This is a genomic window from Micromonospora sp. NPDC051006 (assembly GCF_044456245.1).
Classification (GTDB): Bacteria; Actinomycetota; Actinomycetes; order Mycobacteriales; family Micromonosporaceae; genus Micromonospora.
This window is the reverse complement of the sequence record NZ_JBITFP010000008.1, coordinates 197,270-214,760: the sequence shown is the minus strand read 5'-3', so window position 1 is coordinate 214,760 and position 17,491 is coordinate 197,270. Positions and strand designations below refer to the sequence as shown.

At 73.5% G+C, this 17,491-nt stretch carries 10 protein-coding genes; 9 read left to right on the top strand and 1 reads right to left on the bottom strand.

The features are described 5' to 3' along the window. Positions 1 to 114 precede the first annotated feature (114 nt). Both ACIBBA_RS16090 and ACIBBA_RS16085 read left to right on the top strand, forming a co-directional pair. Positions 115 to 2,928, top strand: a complete 2,814-nt coding sequence (locus tag ACIBBA_RS16090) for a family 78 glycoside hydrolase catalytic domain (RefSeq protein ID WP_396697832.1) — start codon at positions 115 to 117, stop codon at positions 2,926 to 2,928. Positions 2,929 to 3,011: 83 nt separating this feature from the next. Then, complete coding sequence (locus ACIBBA_RS16085; RefSeq protein WP_396697830.1) at positions 3,012 to 7,658, top strand: family 78 glycoside hydrolase catalytic domain; 4,647 nt, start codon at positions 3,012 to 3,014, stop codon at positions 7,656 to 7,658. Between the two features lie 61 nt (positions 7,659 to 7,719). Here ACIBBA_RS16085 and ACIBBA_RS16080 read toward each other — a convergent pair whose 3' ends face one another. Then, a complete protein-coding gene (locus ACIBBA_RS16080) occupies positions 7,720 to 8,751 on the bottom strand; it encodes a LacI family DNA-binding transcriptional regulator (RefSeq protein WP_396697828.1) in 1,032 nt (343 codons plus the stop codon). Positions 8,752 to 9,065: 314 nt separating this feature from the next. On the opposite strand from ACIBBA_RS16080, the gene ACIBBA_RS16075 reads away from it, so the two are divergent. The 7 genes from ACIBBA_RS16075 to ACIBBA_RS16045 all read left to right on the top strand — a co-directional run bounded on the left by ACIBBA_RS16075 (position 9,066) and on the right by ACIBBA_RS16045 (position 17,483). Beyond that, the gene (locus tag ACIBBA_RS16075) at positions 9,066 to 10,589 is read left to right on the top strand and encodes a sugar ABC transporter ATP-binding protein (RefSeq protein ID WP_396697826.1); all 1,524 of its coding nucleotides are present in this window, start codon (positions 9,066 to 9,068) and stop codon (positions 10,587 to 10,589) included. Continuing rightward, positions 10,586 to 11,647, top strand: coding sequence for an ABC transporter permease (locus ACIBBA_RS16070; protein ID WP_396697824.1), 1,062 nt, complete (start codon positions 10,586 to 10,588; stop codon positions 11,645 to 11,647). Before ACIBBA_RS16075 ends, ACIBBA_RS16070 begins: the two co-directional genes overlap by 4 nt. Further along, on the top strand, positions 11,637 to 12,695 hold the full coding sequence (locus ACIBBA_RS16065) for an ABC transporter permease (protein ID WP_396697822.1): 1,059 nt from the start codon (positions 11,637 to 11,639) through the stop codon (positions 12,693 to 12,695). The genes ACIBBA_RS16070 and ACIBBA_RS16065 overlap by 11 nt, the downstream gene beginning before the upstream one ends. Before the next feature lie 37 nt (positions 12,696 to 12,732). Beyond that, entirely contained in the window at positions 12,733 to 13,818 is a 1,086-nt protein-coding gene (gene rhaS, locus ACIBBA_RS16060; RefSeq protein ID WP_396697820.1) for a rhamnose ABC transporter substrate-binding protein, read from the top strand. A 65-nt stretch (positions 13,819 to 13,883) separates the two neighbouring features. Further along, positions 13,884 to 14,237: an L-rhamnose mutarotase gene (locus ACIBBA_RS16055; protein ID WP_396697818.1), complete on the top strand. Its 354-nt coding sequence runs from the start codon at positions 13,884 to 13,886 to the stop codon at positions 14,235 to 14,237. Continuing rightward, positions 14,234 to 15,415, top strand: coding sequence for an L-rhamnose isomerase (rhaI, locus tag ACIBBA_RS16050; RefSeq protein WP_396697816.1), 1,182 nt, complete (start codon positions 14,234 to 14,236; stop codon positions 15,413 to 15,415). The genes ACIBBA_RS16055 and rhaI overlap by 4 nt, the downstream gene beginning before the upstream one ends. A 25-nt stretch (positions 15,416 to 15,440) precedes the next feature. Next, complete coding sequence (locus ACIBBA_RS16045; protein ID WP_396697814.1) at positions 15,441 to 17,483, top strand: bifunctional aldolase/short-chain dehydrogenase; 2,043 nt, start codon at positions 15,441 to 15,443, stop codon at positions 17,481 to 17,483. The last annotated feature ends 8 nt before the right edge of the window (positions 17,484 to 17,491 follow it).

Sequence of the window (17,491 nt, the reverse complement as noted above, 5' to 3'; positions counted from 1 at the left end):
CCGGGGGGCCGTACATCGATCGCTGTGATGGCCGGATCCGGCCACCGGGGACGTCTTCACACGGCGAACACGAGCACGTAGCCTGCCTGAAACGATTCACAGGTGGAGGCAGGCGTGACACCTCGGAATCCCACAGCCGGACCGCTGTTCCCCGTGCTGGGCCGCGGAGCCGCGCTCCTGGCGGCCGCCACCGTCGTCGCAACGGTCGTGGCCGGGGCGCCACCGGCGCTGGCCGCCCACGGGCACGCCCCGCACGCGCCGGTCGCGCTCACGGTCGGCGACCGGGTCCGCCCGCTCAACGTCGAGGGCGCGCCACGGTTCGGCTGGCTGCCCCGGGACACCGACCCCGGCGAGCGGCAGACCGCCTACCGGATCACCGTCAGCGAGGCCGGCGGCGACCGGGTCTGGGATTCCGGCAAGGTCACCTCCGACCAGCAGGCCTACGCGCCGTACGCCGGGCCTGCCCTGCGCGCCGGCGCGGCGTACCGATGGACGGTGCGCACCTGGGATCGCACCGGCCGGCAGTCCCCGCCCGGAAACGGCGCCTTCGAAACCGGCATCTCCGACGACCAGTGGGAGGGCGCGAGCTGGATCCGGCGCCCCACCACCGAGGCCGACGACTACACGCTGGCCCGCACCGAGGTACGCCCCGGTGCCAGCCGCGTCGTCCGGGCCCGCGCCTACACCGCCGCCGACCACACCTACGAGCTCTACCTCAACGGCGCCCGCGCCGACCGGGGCACCTCCTTCGGCTACCCCGGCGAGGACTACTACCAGGCGGCCGACGTCACCGCCCTGGTGACCGCCGGCAGGCCGCTCGTCATCGGGGTGCGCTACCACTGGTACGGCAGCGGCCAGGGTCGCCCCGCGGGCGCCCGCGGCCTGCTGGTGAAGCTGGTCGTCGAGCACGCCGACGGCTCCCGCGAGGTGTTCCGCACCGACTCCTCATGGCGGGTCGCCCGGGACACCCGCTTCGTCGTCGGCGCCGAACGCCGCAACGGCGAGGGCGACCGGGTCGAGCGGCAGGACGCCCGCGCCGAGGTCACCGGGTGGATGCGGCCCGGCTACGACGACAGCGCCGCCCCGTTCACCGCCGCCGAGGTGCTCGGCGCGCACCCGAACCCGTCGTACCCGCACCTGATGGGGCAGGAGACCCGACTGGCCGAGCGCGCCGTCGCGCCGGTCGCCCTGCGTACCGCCGCCGACGGCACGGTGGTCGCCGACTTCGGCGTGGTCATCCCGGCCCGTCCGGTCGTCCGGTTCGACGCCGGCGTGGCCGGACGCACGGTTGCCCTGCGCGCCGGCTACACCCTCACCGACAGCGGCCGGGTCGCCACCTCCACCCTGGACTCGCAGGGCACCGACATGAGTTTCCCGTACCTGCAGAAGGACGGGGCGCAGGAGTTCCGGGCCTTCACCCACCTGGGTTTCCGCTACCTGGAAATCCCCGACGCCGGCGAGGACGTCGCGCTGCGGGACGTCTCCGCCGTCGTGGTGCACACCGACGTGCCGAGCGGTCGGGAGGCCACCTTCACCAGCTCGGACGCGACCCTCGACGCGGTGTGGTCGATGATGAAGCGCTCCGCGCTCTACTCCGTCCAGGAGGCGTTCGTCGACACGCCCACCCGGGAGAAGGGCCAGTTCCTCGGCGACGCCGCGAACATCTCCTACGCCACCATGGCCGCGTTCGGTGAGCGGGACGCCACCCAGCAGGCCATCCGCGAGTTCCTCCGCTCGGCCACCCGCTACTGGAACACCGGCGACGACCGCGGCCGGTACAACGCGGTCTATCCCAACGGCGACGGCAAGCGGGACATCCCCGACTACTCGCTGATGTTCGTCGACTGGGTCTGGCGGTACTGGACCGAGACCGGCGACCGCGAGCTGCTGGCCGAGGCGTACCCGGCGATCCGGGACACCGCCGACTACGTGCTGCGGCACATCCCGGCCGGCGGTCCCACCGCGGGCCTCATCACCGACCTGGCCGGTGGCAGCGGCGCCTACCGCTACGGCATCGTCGACTGGCCCGAGCCCGGCCGGTTCGGCTACGACATGACGGCCGCCGCCCGGACCACCATCAACGCACAGGGCGTGGACGTGCTGCGCACCACCGCCCGGATGGCCGAGGCCCTCGACCGGCCGGCCGCCGAGGTGGCCGGGTACGACGGGCGCGCCGCCGCCCTCACCAGCGCGATCAACGCGACGCTGCGCGCCGCCGACGGCGGCTACGTCGACGGGCTCTCGGCCACCGGTGAGCGCAGCGGCCACGCCGGCCAGCACGCCACCTCGTACGCCGTCGCCCACGGGGTGGCTCCCCACGCGGACCTGCCGGTCCTGGCCCGGCAGCTCGCGTCGATGGGCATGAAGCAGGGGCCGATGACCGCGCACTGGCTGCTGCGTGCCCTCGCCGACGCCGGCCGGCCGGACGCGGTGCTGCGACTGCTGACCAACCCGGACGACCTGGGCTGGGCGAACATCCTCGCTCGGGGCGGCACCTTCACCTGGGAGGCGTGGACCCTCGACCCCGGCAGCAACTTCAGCCAGTCGCACGGCTGGGGAGCGCAGGCGGTGGTCGACGTGCAGGAGACCCTGCTCGGCGTCCGCACCGCCGGCCCGGGTGCCGCCGTCGTCGAGGTCGCGCCGCCCGCGGTCGGGCTCGACCGCGCCGCCGGCACCGTGCCCACCCAGCGCGGTCCGGTGCGCCTCGACTGGCGGCGCACCGGCTCCGGCCTGCGCGTCGACCTCGAGGTGCCGGTCAACGTGACCGCCCGGGTGGCGCTGCCGGTCACCGCCGGGAAGAGCTATCGGGCGGCCGGACCGAGCAGGGCCACCTTCGTCGGCATCACCGACGGCCGTGCGGTGTTCGAGGTCGGCTCCGGCCGGTCCAGCTTCCACCCGGTCGCACATCCGGCCGCCCAGCCCCGCTGACCAGAGACCCGGGCCGCCCGCCGGCCGCCCGGGCGCCGCCCACGTCGGGTGCGGACCACCGCACAGAAGGGTGAGGACCAGCCATGATGCGCACGAGGCGGTACCGCGCCGCACTGTCCGCGACCGTCGTACTGCTCCTCGGTCTGACGCCGACGGTGGCGCCGGGTCCGGCGGCGGCTGCCGCACCGGAGGCCGCACCCCGGCTCACGGTGACCGGTCTGACCACCGAACGGGCGACCGACCCGATCGGGCTGGACGTGGCCCGGCCCCGCCTCGGTTGGCGGATCGACGCCACCGCCCGGAGCGTCGTCCAGGAGTCCTATCAGGTGCGCGTCGCCACCAGCCGGGACCGGTTGGCCGACGCCGACGTCTGGGACAGCGGCCGGGTCACCTCGCGGGCGAGCACCCTCGTGCCGTACGCCGGGCCGCAGTTGCGCCCGCGCACCCGCTACGCCTGGCAGGTCCGGGTCTGGGACACCAGGGGCCGCGCCTCCGGGTGGAGCGCCCCGGCCTCCTGGGAGACCGGTGTGCGGGGGGCCGAAGGCTGGCGGGCCGACTGGATCGGGCTGCCGTCGCCCACCGAGTCCTGGACGGACTACACGGTGCAGACGACGCTGCGTCTGGAACGCGACGCCGCCGGGATCTTCCTGCGGGCCAGCGGGTCGGGCAACGCCTACATGTGGCAGTTCTCCATCACCGGCGGGAGCGCCAAGCTGCGCCCGCACCGGCGGGTCGACGGCGCCTGGACCCTGCTCAAGGAGGTGCCGCTGGGCGGGATCGTGCCGGCCGACCGGCTGACCGCACCGCACACCCTGCGCATCACCGCGGCCGGCGACACCATCACCAGCTGGGTCGACGGCACCCGGGTCGACGTCACCCGGGACACCGCGCACCGGGCCGGCTCGGTCGGCCTGCGTACCAACGGGGTGGAGACCGGCGTCTTCTCCGACTTCTCGGTGACCAGCGGCGGCGACACCCTCTTCGCGGCGCCGCTCACCGACGGCGAGAACCCGTTCGGCGCGGGTACGCCCACCGCGGGCGGCCTGCGGGTCGGCGGGGACGCCGAGGCGATGCTCACCGCGCTGGACGCGAACCCGCTGCTGCGCCGGGGCTTCCGGGTCGACGGCGAGATCGCCCGGGCCCGGATCTACGCCACCGCGCTCGGGGTCTACCAGCTGTCGCTCAACGGCCAGCGGGTCGGCGACCACGAACTGGCCCCCGGCTGGACCGACTACGACAAGCGGGTGCAGTACCAGACGTACGACGTGACCCGGCAGCTGCGCCCGGGCGACAACGCTCTCGGCGCCCTGCTCGGCGACGGCTGGTACGCCGGCAGCATCGCCTGGTTCGGCACCGACAACTACGGCTCGCGCCCGCACCTCAGCGCCCAACTGGTGATCGACTACACCGACGGGCGCACCGAGACGATCGGCACCGACGGCGGGTGGCGGGCCACCCCCGGACCGTTCCGGCAGAGCGACCTGATCCACGGCGAGAGCTACGACGCACGGCGGCTGCCGGCCGGCTGGGACGCGCCCGGCTTCGACGATTCCGGCTGGTCGCCTGCGAGCGTGGACGACACCGGCGCCACCGGGCGGATCGTCGCCCAGGTCGACCCGCCGGTGCGGGTCGTGCAGGAACTGCCGGCCCGGGCGCTGACCCAACCCACCCCGGGCACCTGGATCTTCGACCTCGGCCAGAACATGGTGGGCAAGGTCCGGCTGAAGCTCGACGGCCCGGCCGGCGCCACCGTGCGCCTCCGGCACGCCGAGGTGCTCAATCCCGACGGCACCGCCTACACCGCCAACCTGCGGTCGGCCCGGGCCACCGACCTCTACACCCTGCGCGGTGGCGGCGCCGAGGTCTACCAGCCGACCTTCACCTTCCACGGCTTCCGCTACGTCGAGCTGACCGGCTATCCGGGCACCCCCGACCTGTCCACCGTCACCGGTCTGGTCATGCACACCGACGGGGAGCTGACCAGCGAGTTCGAGACCTCCAACCCGATGGTCAACCAGCTGCACAGCAACATCACCTGGGGGCAGCGCGGCAACTTCCTGTCCATCCCGACCGACACCCCGGCCCGCGACGAGCGGCTCGGCTGGACCGGTGACATCAACGTGTTCGCCGAGACCGCGACGTTCAACATGGACAGCCTGACGTTCCTCAGCAAGTGGTTGCAGGACCTGCGGGACGCCCAGTCGGCCAACGGCGCGTACCCCGACGTCGCACCGCGGGCCTGCTGCGGGGACGGCGCGACCGGGTGGGCCGACGCCGGCATCACCGTGCCGTACACGCTCTGGCAGCGCTACGGCGACACCCGGGTGGTCGAGGAGCACTACCCGTCGATGGTGCGGTACGCCTCCTGGCTGGAGAGCACCAGCTCGGGCAACCGGCGTACCAACGCCGGCCCGTACCTCGACTGGCTCAACCTCGACGACCCGACGCCCGCCGGCGTCATCGGCACCGCCTACTACGCGTACAGCATCCGGCTGCTGGCCGAACTGGCCGGCGCGCTCGGTCGGGACGCCGACGCGGCCCGCTACATCGCGCTGGCCGGCGACATCGCGCAGGCGTTCGTCGACGCGTACGTCTCGGCCGACGGCACCGTCCAGGGCGACAGCCAGACCGGGTACGTGCTGGCCATCGGCATGGGGCTGCTGCCCGAGCCGCTGCGGGCCAAGGCCGCCGACCGGCTGGTCGACAACGTACGCCGGCACGACTGGCACCTCTCCACCGGCTTCCTCGGCACCCCCGACCTGCTGCCGGCGCTGAGCGACACCGGGCACCTGGACGTCGCCTACCGGTTGCTGCTCAACGACACCTATCCGTCGTGGGGCTACGAGATCGCCAAGGGCGCGACCACGATCTGGGAGCGCTGGAACTCGATCATGCCGGACGGGAGCTTCGGCGACGTGTCGATGAACTCCTTCAACCACTACGCCTACGGCGCGGTGGGGGACTGGATGTACCGGACCGTCGCCGGCATCCAACCCGACCCCGACCACCCCGGGTACGCGCACCTGACGTTCGCGCCGCAGCCGGGCGGCGGCCTCACCTCGGCGCGGGCGTCCTACCGGTCGATGTACGGGGTGATCGGCAGCGACTGGGACCTCGACGCCCGCGGCGACCTGCGGCTGCGCCTCACCGTCCCGGCCAACACCACCGCCACGGTGCGTGTCCCGGCGCCCGGGCGGCACTCGGTCACCGAGGGCGGCCGGCCGGCGGAGCAGGCCGACGGCGTGCGGTTCGTCCGGATGGACGGCGGGACCGCCGTCTACGAGGTCGGCTCCGGTTCCTACGCCTTCGCCGTCGACCGGGTGCTGGGCGACCTGGGTGACTCCGCCGACGCGGTACGGGAGTTGACGGCGCTGACCGACGAACTCGCCGGTCGGCTGGGCCGGCCGACGGTCGCGTACCTGCGCGCCCGGCTCGACCGGCTCGCCGCCCAGACCGCGGCGGCGCGCACGGCGTACCTGGCGGGCGACCCCCGTGCCGCCACCGACGTGCACCAGGCGTTGGCGACGACGGCCGACCTGGCCCGGTGGCTGCGCACCCAGGTCGCCGCCGGCCGCCTGGAACCGGCCCTCGCCGACCGGTTCACCGCGCCGCTGACCCGGCTCGACCAGCGGCTCTCCTCGGCGTCGTCGGCGTTGGTCGGGGCGGTGGTGCGGCTCGACCTCCCGGTGGGCGAGCGGCTGCCCGGCGACGTCGTCCGAGCGACCGTCCTGGTGTCGAACGGCAGCGCCGATCCGCTGACCGGGGTGACCTCCGACCTGCGGGCGCCGGCCGGTTGGACGATCACCCCGGTCGGCGGCCGGGCCACCACGGTCGCGCCGGGTGGCACCGTGAGCCACCGCTACGACCTGCGGATCCCCGCCGGTCAGACGCCGGCGGGCGAGCCCGTCGAGGGCTCCGCCGGCTACCGTCACCGGGGCGGGACGGCGACCCTGCCCGTCGCCGGGACGATCACCGTCGCGCCGGCTGTGCAGATCGTGTCGGCGGCCGCGACTCCCGCCGCCGTCGCGCCGGGCTCGGCGACGACGGTCGGCACGGTGCTGCGCAACCGGGCCGCCGTGCCGGTGACGGGACGGCTCACCGTCACCGCGCGGGAGGGCTGGCGGGTCGAACCGGCCACCGCCGGGTACGACCTCGCCCCGGGCGCGGAGACCACCGTGTCCACCGTGCTCGCCGCGCCGCTGTCGGTGACCGAGGGGCCATCGGAGGTCACGGTGGCCACCGGCGCAACGGAGGCCGAACGCCGCGTCCTCGCGGTTCCGGTGGGGATCGAAAATCCGCCGCCCGGCGCGTACGACCACGTGGACCTCGGCGACGCGGCCTCCGAGCAGGCGCACCGGCTCGCCGCGTCGCAGTACTCGGGCACCAACAGCGAGGCCGGCCTCACCCGGCGGTACACCGACGTGACCCGCCCGGGCGGCTGGTTCGAGTTCGACCTCGCCGTCGCGCCCGGTCAGCCGTTCCTGCTGCGTGCCGTCGAGACCTACGACCAGCCGCAGCTGAAGGACTACGAGGTGGTCGTGGACGGGGTGGTGGCGCAGGCCCGCAGCTGGCGGCGTACGGCGGGCGGGGCCGGCACGGTCAGCTACCAGCTCGTCGTCGACCTGCCGGACGCGACCCGCGACGGGGTCGTCCGGGTGCGGTTCCGCGACGGCGGTGACGGCTACGACCCGTCCATCGCCGACGTGTGGTCCGTGGCCGTGCCGTCCTGAGGCCCGCCGCGCCGCCACCGCGCCGGGGAGGGGTCGGTACGGTGGCGCGCCGGTGGGTCGGTCAGCGCCGGACGCGCCGGGGCTGCTCGCTGGAGCGGCGCACCACCAGCTCCGGCTGGAACACCACGTGCCGGTGCCGGTGCGTGTCGCCGGACTCGGCCTCCTCGAGCAGGAGTTGCGCGGCGGTCCGGCCGAGCTGCTCGCGGGGCTGGCGCACCGACGAGAGCGGCACCGCCGCCGCGTCGGCGAACTCGATGTCGTCGTAGCCGACGATGGCCACGTCGCCCGGCACCCGCAGGCCGCGCGCGGTGACCTCCTGGAGCACCCCGAGCGCGATCAGGTCGTTGGCGCAGAAGACGGCGGTGGGGCGCTGGCGGGCGGGCAGGGCGAGCAGTTGCTCGGCGGCGCGCCGGCCGGCGACGACGGTCAGGTTGGTGGTCACCGCCACCTGGAGCTCCGCCCCGGTGCCACGCTCCTCCACCGCGGCGGCGGCCCCGGCGTGCCGGTCGGCGACCTGCGCGATGGAGAGCGGCCCACCGAGGTACGCGATGCGCTGGTGGCCCTGGTCCAGCAGGTGCTCCATTGCCAGCCGGCCGCCCAGCACGTCGTCCACGGCGACCGAGCAGCGGCTGGCCCGGCCGGTGCCCCGGTCGACGAGCACCACCGGGATGCCCCGGTCGATGAGCTTCTCCAGCTGGGGTTGGGGGCCGTGGCCGACCGGGGTGATGAGCACCCCGCGGACCCGCTGCTCCTCCAGCAGCTCCAGGTGGCGGCGCTCGCGGGCGTTGTCCCCGCCGCTGTTGCAGACCACCAGCATGGCGCCGGCCTCCTCGACGACCTGTTCGGCGCCGCGGACCACGTCGGTGAAGAAGGGGTTGGCCACGTCCAGCACGACGATGGCGACGGTGCGGCTGTGCCCGGCGCGCAGCTGCCGGGCCGAGTCGTTGCGGACGTAACCGAGCTCGGTGATCGCGTCGAGCACCCGCTGGCGGGTGGCGGGGGCGACGCTGTCGGGCCGGTTGAGCACGTTGCTCACCGTGCCGAGGGAGACGCCGGCGTGCCGGGCGACCTGCTTGATGTTCGCCCCTGCCATGGCTCCCTCGACGATCCGTGCGGTGGTTCGCGGTCCGGTGCGGGCACGCGGTCGCGGTCGGCCCGGGGCTGGCCGGGCGCGTCGCGCCGGACGGGCGAGCCGGGTCGACCGGCAGTGTATAGCGATTAAAACGTTTCATCCAGCCGACGGGTGTCGGCACGCGCGTCCCGGATCGACGGCGTCCGGACCGGTCTGCGCGGGATCGCACGTCCGCCTCGCAACAGGGGAGAAATCAGCGGGAAACTCTTGACGCTCGTGAATGCGTCCCCCTACGGTCCATGCACGACACGTGAAACGATTCAGGAGGGGATCGGATGAGCCCCGACGCACCGGGCGCGGGCGGCGCTCCGTTGCTGGTACTCGACGCGGTGACGAAGTCCTTCGGGGCGGTCGCCGCGCTGCGCGGGGTGCACCTGGCGCTGCACGCCGGTGAGGCCCACGCCCTGGTCGGCGAGAACGGGGCGGGCAAGTCGACCCTGGTGAAGGTCCTGGCCGGCGCGCACGCCCCGGACTCCGGCGGGATGACCCTCGACGGGCGGCCACTGGAGCTGCGCGGCCCCGCCGACGCCCGGGCCGCCGGCATCGCGGTCATCTACCAGGAGCCGACGCTCTTCCCGGACCTCTCGGTGGCGGAGAACATCTTCATCGGCCGGCAACCGCTGCGCGCCCTGCGCCGCATCGACGCCGCCGCGATGAACCGTGACGCCGAGCGGCTGTTCCAGCGGCTCGGCGTCCGGATCGACCCCACCCGGCCCGCCCGCGGGCTCTCCATCGCCGACCAGCAGCTCGTCGAGATCGCCAAGGCGCTCTCCTTCGACGCCCGCGTCCTGGTCATGGACGAGCCGACCGCCGCGCTCTCCGGGGTGGAGGTCGAACGGCTCTTCGGGGTCGCCCGGTCGCTCTGCGAGCGGGGCGCCGCGGTCCTGTTCATCTCGCACCGCTTCGACGAGGTGTTCGACCTCTGCCAGCGGGTCACCGTGCTGCGCGACGGGGCCTGGGTCTGCACCGACCGGGCCGCCGACCTGACCGTGGACGAGGTGGTGCGGCGCATGGTCGGCCGCGACGTCGCCTCGCTCTACCCGAAGCAGGAGGCCCCGGTGCGGGACACGCTGCTCGAGGTGCGCGGGCTGACCCGGGCCGGCGTCTTCGCCGACGTGTCGTTCACCGTCCGCGGTGGGGAGATCGTCGCGCTGGCCGGGCTGGTCGGCGCCGGTCGCAGCGAGGTCGCCCGGGCCGTCTTCGGCGTCGACCGGTACGACGCGGGCGAGGTACGGGTGGCCGGCCAGCGTCTTCCGGCGGGCAGGCCGGGCCGGGCGATCCGCGCCGGGATGGCGCTGGTCCCCGAGGATCGGCGGCAGCAGGGCCTGGTGATGGAGCTGTCGGTCGAGCGCAACGCCACCCTGGCCCGGCGTCGGGCCCTGAGCCGGCTGGGCCTGCTGCTCGGCGTCGCGGAGCGCACCGAGGCCCGGCAGTGGACCCGGCGCCTACAGGTGAAGGCGGCCCGGCTCGGCGCGCCCGTGGCCACCCTCTCCGGCGGCAACCAGCAGAAGGTGGTGCTCGCCAAGTGGCTCGCCACCGAGCCGCGCGTCCTGGTCATCGACGAGCCCACCCGCGGCATCGACGTCGGCACCAAGTCCGAGGTGCACCGGCTGCTGTCGGAGCTGGCCGGCGAGGGGCTGGCCATCCTGATGATCAGCAGCGAGCTGCCCGAGGTGCTCGGGATGGCCGACCGGGTTCTGGTCATGCACGAGGGGCGTCTGGTCCGCGAGCTGTCCCGCGCCGAGGCGGACGAGACCTCCGTGATGCTCGCCGCCACCGGGCAGGGAGCGACCGCATGAGCCGCACCGACGCCGACGCGCCCGAGCAGGTCGCCGCGACCGCCCCGACCGTCCCAGACCGGCAGCGGCGCGGCCTCACCGAGCGCCTGCTCGCGGTACGGGAGCTGAGCCTGCTGATCGCGCTCGCGGCGCTGGTCCTGGTGACCAGCCTCCGCAACGACCGCTTCCTGAGCAGCCAGAGCGTCAAGGACCTGCTGCTGGGCTGCGCGCTCCTGGTGATCCTGGCGGTCGGGCAGACCCTGGTCATCGTCACCCGCAACGTCGACCTGTCGGTCGGCTCGATCCTCGGCCTGGTCGCGTTCGCCACCGGCTCGCTGTTCCTCGCGGCGCCCGGCACCCCGTGGCCGGTGGCGCTGCTGCTCGGCGTCGGCCTGGGCGCGCTGTGCGGGGTGGTGAACGGCGGCCTCATCGCGGTGGCCCGGGTGCCGGCCCTGGTCATCACCCTCGGCACCCTCTACGCCTTCCGGGGCATCGACTACTACTGGGCCTCCGGCCGGCAGATCAACGCCGCCGACATGCCGCGGTCGTTCCTGCGGCTGGGCAACCAGACGCTGCTCGGCGTACCCGTGCTGTTCCTCGTCGCGCTGGTCGTCGTCGCCGCCGTCGGCTTCTATCTGCGCTCCTACCGCAGCGGGCGGGAGCTCTACGCGATCGGCTCCGAGCCGGCCGCCGCCCGGCTCTCCGGCATCCCGGTGGGCCGGCGGGTCTTCGCCGTCTTCGTGGCCAACGGCGCGCTCGCCGGGCTGGCCGGCGTGCTCTACGCGGCCCGGTTCGGCACGCTCGACGCCGCCGCCGGCACGGGCCTGGAACTCCAGGTGGTCGCCGCCGCGGTGGTGGGTGGGGTGGCCATCTTCGGCGGCAGCGGCAGCGCCTACGGCGCCGCGCTCGGCGCCGTGCTGCTGACCACGATCGGCAGCTCGCTCGCCGTCCTGCGCATCGACCCGTTCTGGCAGCAGGCCGTGGTCGGCGCGCTCATCCTCGCCGCCATCGGTCTGGACCGGCTCCTGGCCCTGCGGACGGCGGCCCGGCTCCGAGGGAGAAGCGCCCATGGCGCATGACAGCCTGTACGCGGCGCCGCCCCGCGCCGACGCCGAGGGTGGCGCGGGCCGGCTCGCCACGGTACGCGGGGTCCTCGGCTCCTGGGACGCGGCGATCGTCGTCGCCCTCGTGATCGCCGTCGTGCTCGCCGGCCTGACCGTGGAGAACTTCGCCACCGGCCGCAACGCCCAGTTCCTGCTGCTCGACCTGGTACCGCTGGCGCTCCTCGCGCTGCCGATGACCCTGATCGTGATCACCGGCGAGATCGACCTCTCGGTGGCGAGCATGGTCGGTCTCGGCAGCACCCTGATGGGGCAGCTCTGGCTCTCCAGTGGACTCTCCCTGGAGCTGATCTGCCTCCTCGTGGTGCTGCTCGGCGCGGTGCTCGGCGCGGTGAACGGCCTCTTCGTCACCGGCTTCGGCCTGCCGTCGCTGGCGGTGACCATCGGCACGCTCGCCCTCTACCGCGGGCTGTCGTTCGTGGTGCTCGGCGACCAGGCGGTGGCGGACTTCCCGGCCAGCTGGACCGCGGCCGTCGTGCGGAACATCCCTGGCACGTCGATCCCGGTCGCGCTCGTCGGGGTGCTGCTGCTGGCCCTGCTCTTCGGCCTGGTGCTGCACTTCACCCCGGTCGGCCGCGCGCTGTACGCGATGGGCAACAACGACCAGGCCGCCACCTTCGCCGGTGTCGCGGTGGCCCGGACGAAGTTCTGGCTCTTCGTGGTCTCCGGAGCGGTCTGCGGGCTGGTCGGCGTCTTCTGGACCCTGCGCTACGCCAGCGCCCGCGGCGACAACGCCACCGGCCTGGAGCTGACCGTGGTGACCGCCGTGCTGCTCGGCGGCGTCTCGATCTTCGGCGGTCGGGGCGGTCTGCTCGGTGTGGTGGCCGGCGTCCTGCTGCTCGGTGTGCTCCGCAACGCCCTGCAACTCGCCGACGTCGACGCCAACGCGCTGACGATCGTCACCGGCACCCTGCTCATCGTCTCCGTCGTGCTGCCCAACGCCGTCGCGGACGTGCGCGCCCGGCTGCACCGCCGCCGACAGCGCACGCGCCCCGTCGCGCCGTGACGTCCCCCGCTCACCAACCACCCCCGGAAGGATGACGATGTCCGCTTATCGCAGAGGGCTCCGTGTCGGGGCCACCAGCCTCACCCTCGCCGCACTGCTGCTCAGCGCCACGGCCTGCGGCGGCACCACCCGGGAGAACTCCGGCAACGAACCCGGCGCCGGCAACCAGGCCAGTGGCGGCGCCGATCCCGACGCCGCGATCAAGGAAGGGCTCAAGATCGCCTTCCTGCCGAAGCAGGTGAACAACCCCTACTTCACCGTCTCCGACAACGGTGGCAAGGCGGCGGTCACCGAGTTCAAGGGCGAGTACAAGGAGGTCGGCCCCTCCGAGGCCAGTGCCTCCTCCCAGGTCAGTTACATCAACACCCTGTCCCAGCAGGGCATGGACGTCATCGTCACGTCGGCCAACGACCCGAACGCGATCTGCGGCGCGCTGAACCAGGCGAAGGCCGCCGGCGCCAAGATCGTGACCTTCGACTCCGACACCAAGCCCGAGTGCCGCCAGATCTTCGTCAACCAGGTGACCGCGCAGGGCATCGCGGAGAACCAGGTCAAGCTCATCTCGCAGCAGATCGGTGGCGAGGGTGAGATCGCCATCCTCTCGGCCACCGCCAACGCGACCAACCAGAACGCCTGGATCGCGTTGATGAAGGAGGAGCTGAAGAAGCCCGACTACAGCAAGATCAAGCTGGTCACCGTGGCGTACGGCAACGACGACGACCAGAAGTCGTTCCAGGAGACCCAGGGCCTGCTGCAGTCGTACCCCAACCTCAAGGGCATCATCTCCCCGACCACCGTCGGCGTCGCGGCCGCCGCCCGCTACCTCAGCGGCTCCCAGTACAAGGGCAAGGTCAAGCTGACCGGGCTGGGCACCCCGAACCAGATGCGGGAGTTCGTCAAGGACGGCAGCGTCGACGCGTTCGCCCTGTGGAACCCCGCCGACCTCGGCTACCTCGCGGCGTACGCCGGCGCCGCGCTGGCCTCGGGGCAGATCACCGGCGCCGAGGGCGAGAAGTTCACCGCCGGCAAGCTCGGCGAGTACACCGTCGGCAAGGACGGCGTCGTCATCCTCGGCCCACCGACCGTCTTCGACAAGAGCAACATCGACCAGTTCGACTTCTGACCGCTCACCGGGCGGTGCCGACGTCGAACGGCGCCGGCACCGCCGGGGGCGCCGACGGGAGAACCATGCCCCGCGTCTGCTTCACCCTTCAGGTCGATCCGGCCCGGCTGGCCGAGTACCGCGCCCGGCACGAGCGGGTCTGGCCCGAGATGCTCGCCGCGCTGGCCGAGAGCGGCTGGCACGACTACTCGCTCTTCCTCCGCCCGGACGGCCTGCTCGTCGGGTTCCTGGTGACCGACGACTTCCCGGCGGCCTTGGCCGCCATGCAGGCCCGTGACGTCAACGCCCGTTGGCAGGCGGAGATGGCGCCCTTCTTCCTCGACCTCGACCAGGGCGCCGCCGACCGTGCCATGCGGCCACTGGACGAGGTCTTCAACCTTGCGGCACAACTCGCCGCGGAGACGGGAGAGACACCATGACGCAGCCCGACGCGTCCACCCGGGACCGGATCACGCAGGCCCTGCGCGCCCAGCGCATCGAGACCGCCTCCTGGGCGTACGCCAACTCCGGCACCCGGTTCAAGGTGTTCCCGCAGGAGGGTGTCCCGCGCGACCCGTACGAGAAGATCGCCGACGCGGCGGTCGTGCACCGGCTCACCGGGGTCGCGCCCACGGTGGCCCTGCACATCCCGTGGGACCGGGTCGACGACTACGCCGACCTGGCGCGCCACGCGGCCGAGCTGGGCGTCACGCTGGGCGCGATCAACGCCAACGTCTTCCAGGACAACGACTACAAGTTGGGCAGCGTCACCAACCCGGATCCGGGGGTGCGGCGCAAGGCGATCGACCACCTCCTGGAGTGCGTCGACATCATGGACCGCACCGGCTCGCGGGACCTGAAGCTGTGGTTCTCCGACGGCACCAACTACCCGGGCCAGGACGACATCCGGGCCCGGCAGGACCGGCTCGCCACCGCGCTGCGCGAGACCTACGACCGGCTCGGCGACGACCAGCGGCTGCTGCTGGAGTACAAGCTCTTCGAGCCCGCCTTCTACACCACCGACGTCCCGGACTGGGGGACCGCGTACGCGCACTGCCTCGAACTCGGACCGAAGGCGCAGGTCGTCATCGACACCGGGCACCACGCCCCGGGCACCAACATCGAGTTCATCGTGGCCTTCCTGCTGCGCGCCGGGAAGCTCGGCGGGTTCGACTTCAACTCCCGCTTCTACGCCGACGACGACCTGATGGTCGGGGCCGCGGACCCGTTCCAGCTGTTCCGGATCATGCACGAGATCGTCCGTGCGGACGCGTTGGCGCCGGCGGCCGGCATCGCGTTCATGCTCGACCAGTGCCACAACATCGAGCCGAAGATCCCGGCGATCATCCGGTCGGTGATGAACGTGCAGGAGGCGACCGCGAAGGCGCTGCTCGTCGACGCCGGCGCGCTGGCCGCCGCGCAGCGGGCCGGTGACGTGCTGGGCGCCAACGCGGCGCTGATGGACGCGTACCACACCGACGTGCGGCCGATGCTGGCCGAGCTGCGCGCCGACCTCGGTCTGGACCCGGACCCGATCGCCGCCTACGCCCGCTCCGGCTACTTCGAGACGATCCGGGCCGAGCGCGCCGGCGGGCAGCAGGCCGGCTGGGGCGCCTGACCACCACGAGCACGCAGACAGGGACGTGAGGACGATGCATTCCGAGGTTCAGGCGCTGATCGCGCGCAGCAACCGGCTCGGCGCCGACCCGACCACGACGAACTACGCCGGGGGCAACACCTCGGCCAAGGGCGAGGCCACCGACCCGGTGACCGGCGGCCCGGTCGAGCTGCTCTGGGTGAAGGGCTCCGGCGGCGACCTCGGCACCCTGACCGAGCCGGGCCTGGCCGTGCTCCGGCTGGACCGGCTGCGCGCCCTCGTCGACGTCTACCCGGGCCTCGCGCGCGAGGACGAGATGGTCGCCGCGTTCGACTACTGCCTGCACGGCCGGGGCGGGGCAGCGCCCTCGATCGACACCGCGATGCACGGGCTGGTCGACGCGGCGCACGTCGACCACCTGCACCCCGACGCCGGAATCGCCATCGCCACCGCCGCCGACGGCCCGACGCTGACCAAGGAGATCTTCGGCGACCGGGTGCGGTGGGTGCCGTGGCGGCGGCCCGGCTTCCAGCTCGGCCTCGACATCGCCGCCGTGGCGGCGGCCAACCCGCAGGCGATCGGCGTCATCCTGGGCGGGCACGGCATCACCGCGTGGGGCTCGACCAGCGACGAGTGCGAGCGCAACTCGCGGGAGATCATCCGCGCCGCCCAGGCGTTCCTCGACGAGCGGGGCCGGGCCGAGCCGTTCGGCCCGGTGCGGGCCGGCTACCAGCCGCTGCCGGCACCGGAGCGGCGGCAGCGGGCTGCGGCTCTCTTCCCGCTGCTGCGTGGCCTCGCCAGCACCGACCGGCGGCAGGTCGGGCACTTCACCGACAGCGACGCGGTGCTCGACTTCCTCGCCCGGGAACGGCATCCGGCGCTCGCCGCGCTCGGCACCTCCTGTCCCGATCATTTCCTGCGTACCAAGGTCCGACCGATGGTGCTCGACCTGCCGCCCACCGCGCCGATCGAGGAGGTGACCGCCCGGCTCCGGGAGCTGCACGCCGCGTACCGCGACGACTACCGCGCCTACTACGAGCGGCACGCCACGGCGCAGAGTCCGCCGATGCGCGGCGCCGACCCGGCCGTCGTGCTCGTGCCGGGGGTGGGGATGTTCAGCTTCGGCCAGAACAAGCAGACCGCCCGGGTCGCCGGCGAGTTCTACCTCAACGCGATCAACGTGATGCGCGGCGCGGAGTCGGTGTCGCGCTACGCGCCGATCGACGAGGCCGAGAAGTTCCGCATCGAGTACTGGGCCCTGGAGGAGGCGAAGCTGCGCCGGTTGCCGGAGCCGAAGCCGCTGGCCACCCGGGTCGCGTTCGTCACCGGCGGCGGCTCCGGCATCGGCCGGGCGGTCGCGCACCGGCTCGCCGCCGAGGGGGCGTGCGTGGTGGTCGCCGACCGCGACGCCGAGGCCGCCGCCACCGTCGCCGCGGAGATCGGCACCACCGACGTGGCGGTCGCCGTCGCCGCCGACGTCACCGACGCCGCGGCCGTCACCGCCGCGCTGCGGGACACGGTGCTCGCCTTCGGCGGGGTGGACCTGGTGGTGAACAACGCCGGCCTGTCCATCTCCAAGCCGTTGCTGGAGACCACCGAGGCGGACTGGGACGTGCAGCACGACGTGATGGCCAAGGGCTCCTTCCTGGTCACCCGGGAGTCCGCCCGGGTCATGCTCGAGCAGGGGTTCGGCGGCGACATCGTCTACATCGCCAGCAAGAACTCGCTCTTCGCCGGCCCGAACAACGTGGCGTACGGCGCGGCCAAGGCCGACCAGGCGCACCAGGTCCGGCTGCTCGCCGCGGAACTGGGCGGGCACGGCATCCGGGTCAACGGCGTCAACCCGGACGGGGTGGTACGCGGCTCCGGCATCTTCGCCGGCGGCTGGGGCGCCCGGCGGGCCGCGGTCTACGGCGTGCCCGAGGAGAAGCTCGGCGAGTTCTACGCCCAGCGCACCCTGCTGAAGCGGGAGGTGTTGCCGGAACACGTCGCCAACGCCGTCTACGTGCTCACCGGCGGCGAGCTGTCGCACACCACGGGGCTGCACGTCCCGGTGGACGCCGGCGTCGCCGCGGCCTTTCTCCGCTGAGGCCGGTG

Bases quoted from the DNA above. Each gene is read 5' to 3' on its own strand.
- ACIBBA_RS16085 (WP_396697830.1), top strand. From the start codon at position 3,012: ATGATGCGCACGAGGCGGTACCGCGCCGCACTGTCCGCGACCGTCGTA.
- ACIBBA_RS16080 (WP_396697828.1), bottom strand. From the start codon at position 8,751: ATGGCAGGGGCGAACATCAAGCAGGTCGCCCGGCACGCCGGCGTCTCC.
- ACIBBA_RS16075 (WP_396697826.1), top strand. From the start codon at position 9,066: ATGAGCCCCGACGCACCGGGCGCGGGCGGCGCTCCGTTGCTGGTACTC.
- ACIBBA_RS16070 (WP_396697824.1), top strand. From the start codon at position 10,586: ATGAGCCGCACCGACGCCGACGCGCCCGAGCAGGTCGCCGCGACCGCC.
- ACIBBA_RS16065 (WP_396697822.1), top strand. From the start codon at position 11,637: ATGGCGCATGACAGCCTGTACGCGGCGCCGCCCCGCGCCGACGCCGAG.
- rhaS (WP_396697820.1), top strand. From the start codon at position 12,733: ATGTCCGCTTATCGCAGAGGGCTCCGTGTCGGGGCCACCAGCCTCACC.
- ACIBBA_RS16055 (WP_396697818.1), top strand. From the start codon at position 13,884: ATGCCCCGCGTCTGCTTCACCCTTCAGGTCGATCCGGCCCGGCTGGCC.
- rhaI (WP_396697816.1), top strand. From the start codon at position 14,234: ATGACGCAGCCCGACGCGTCCACCCGGGACCGGATCACGCAGGCCCTG.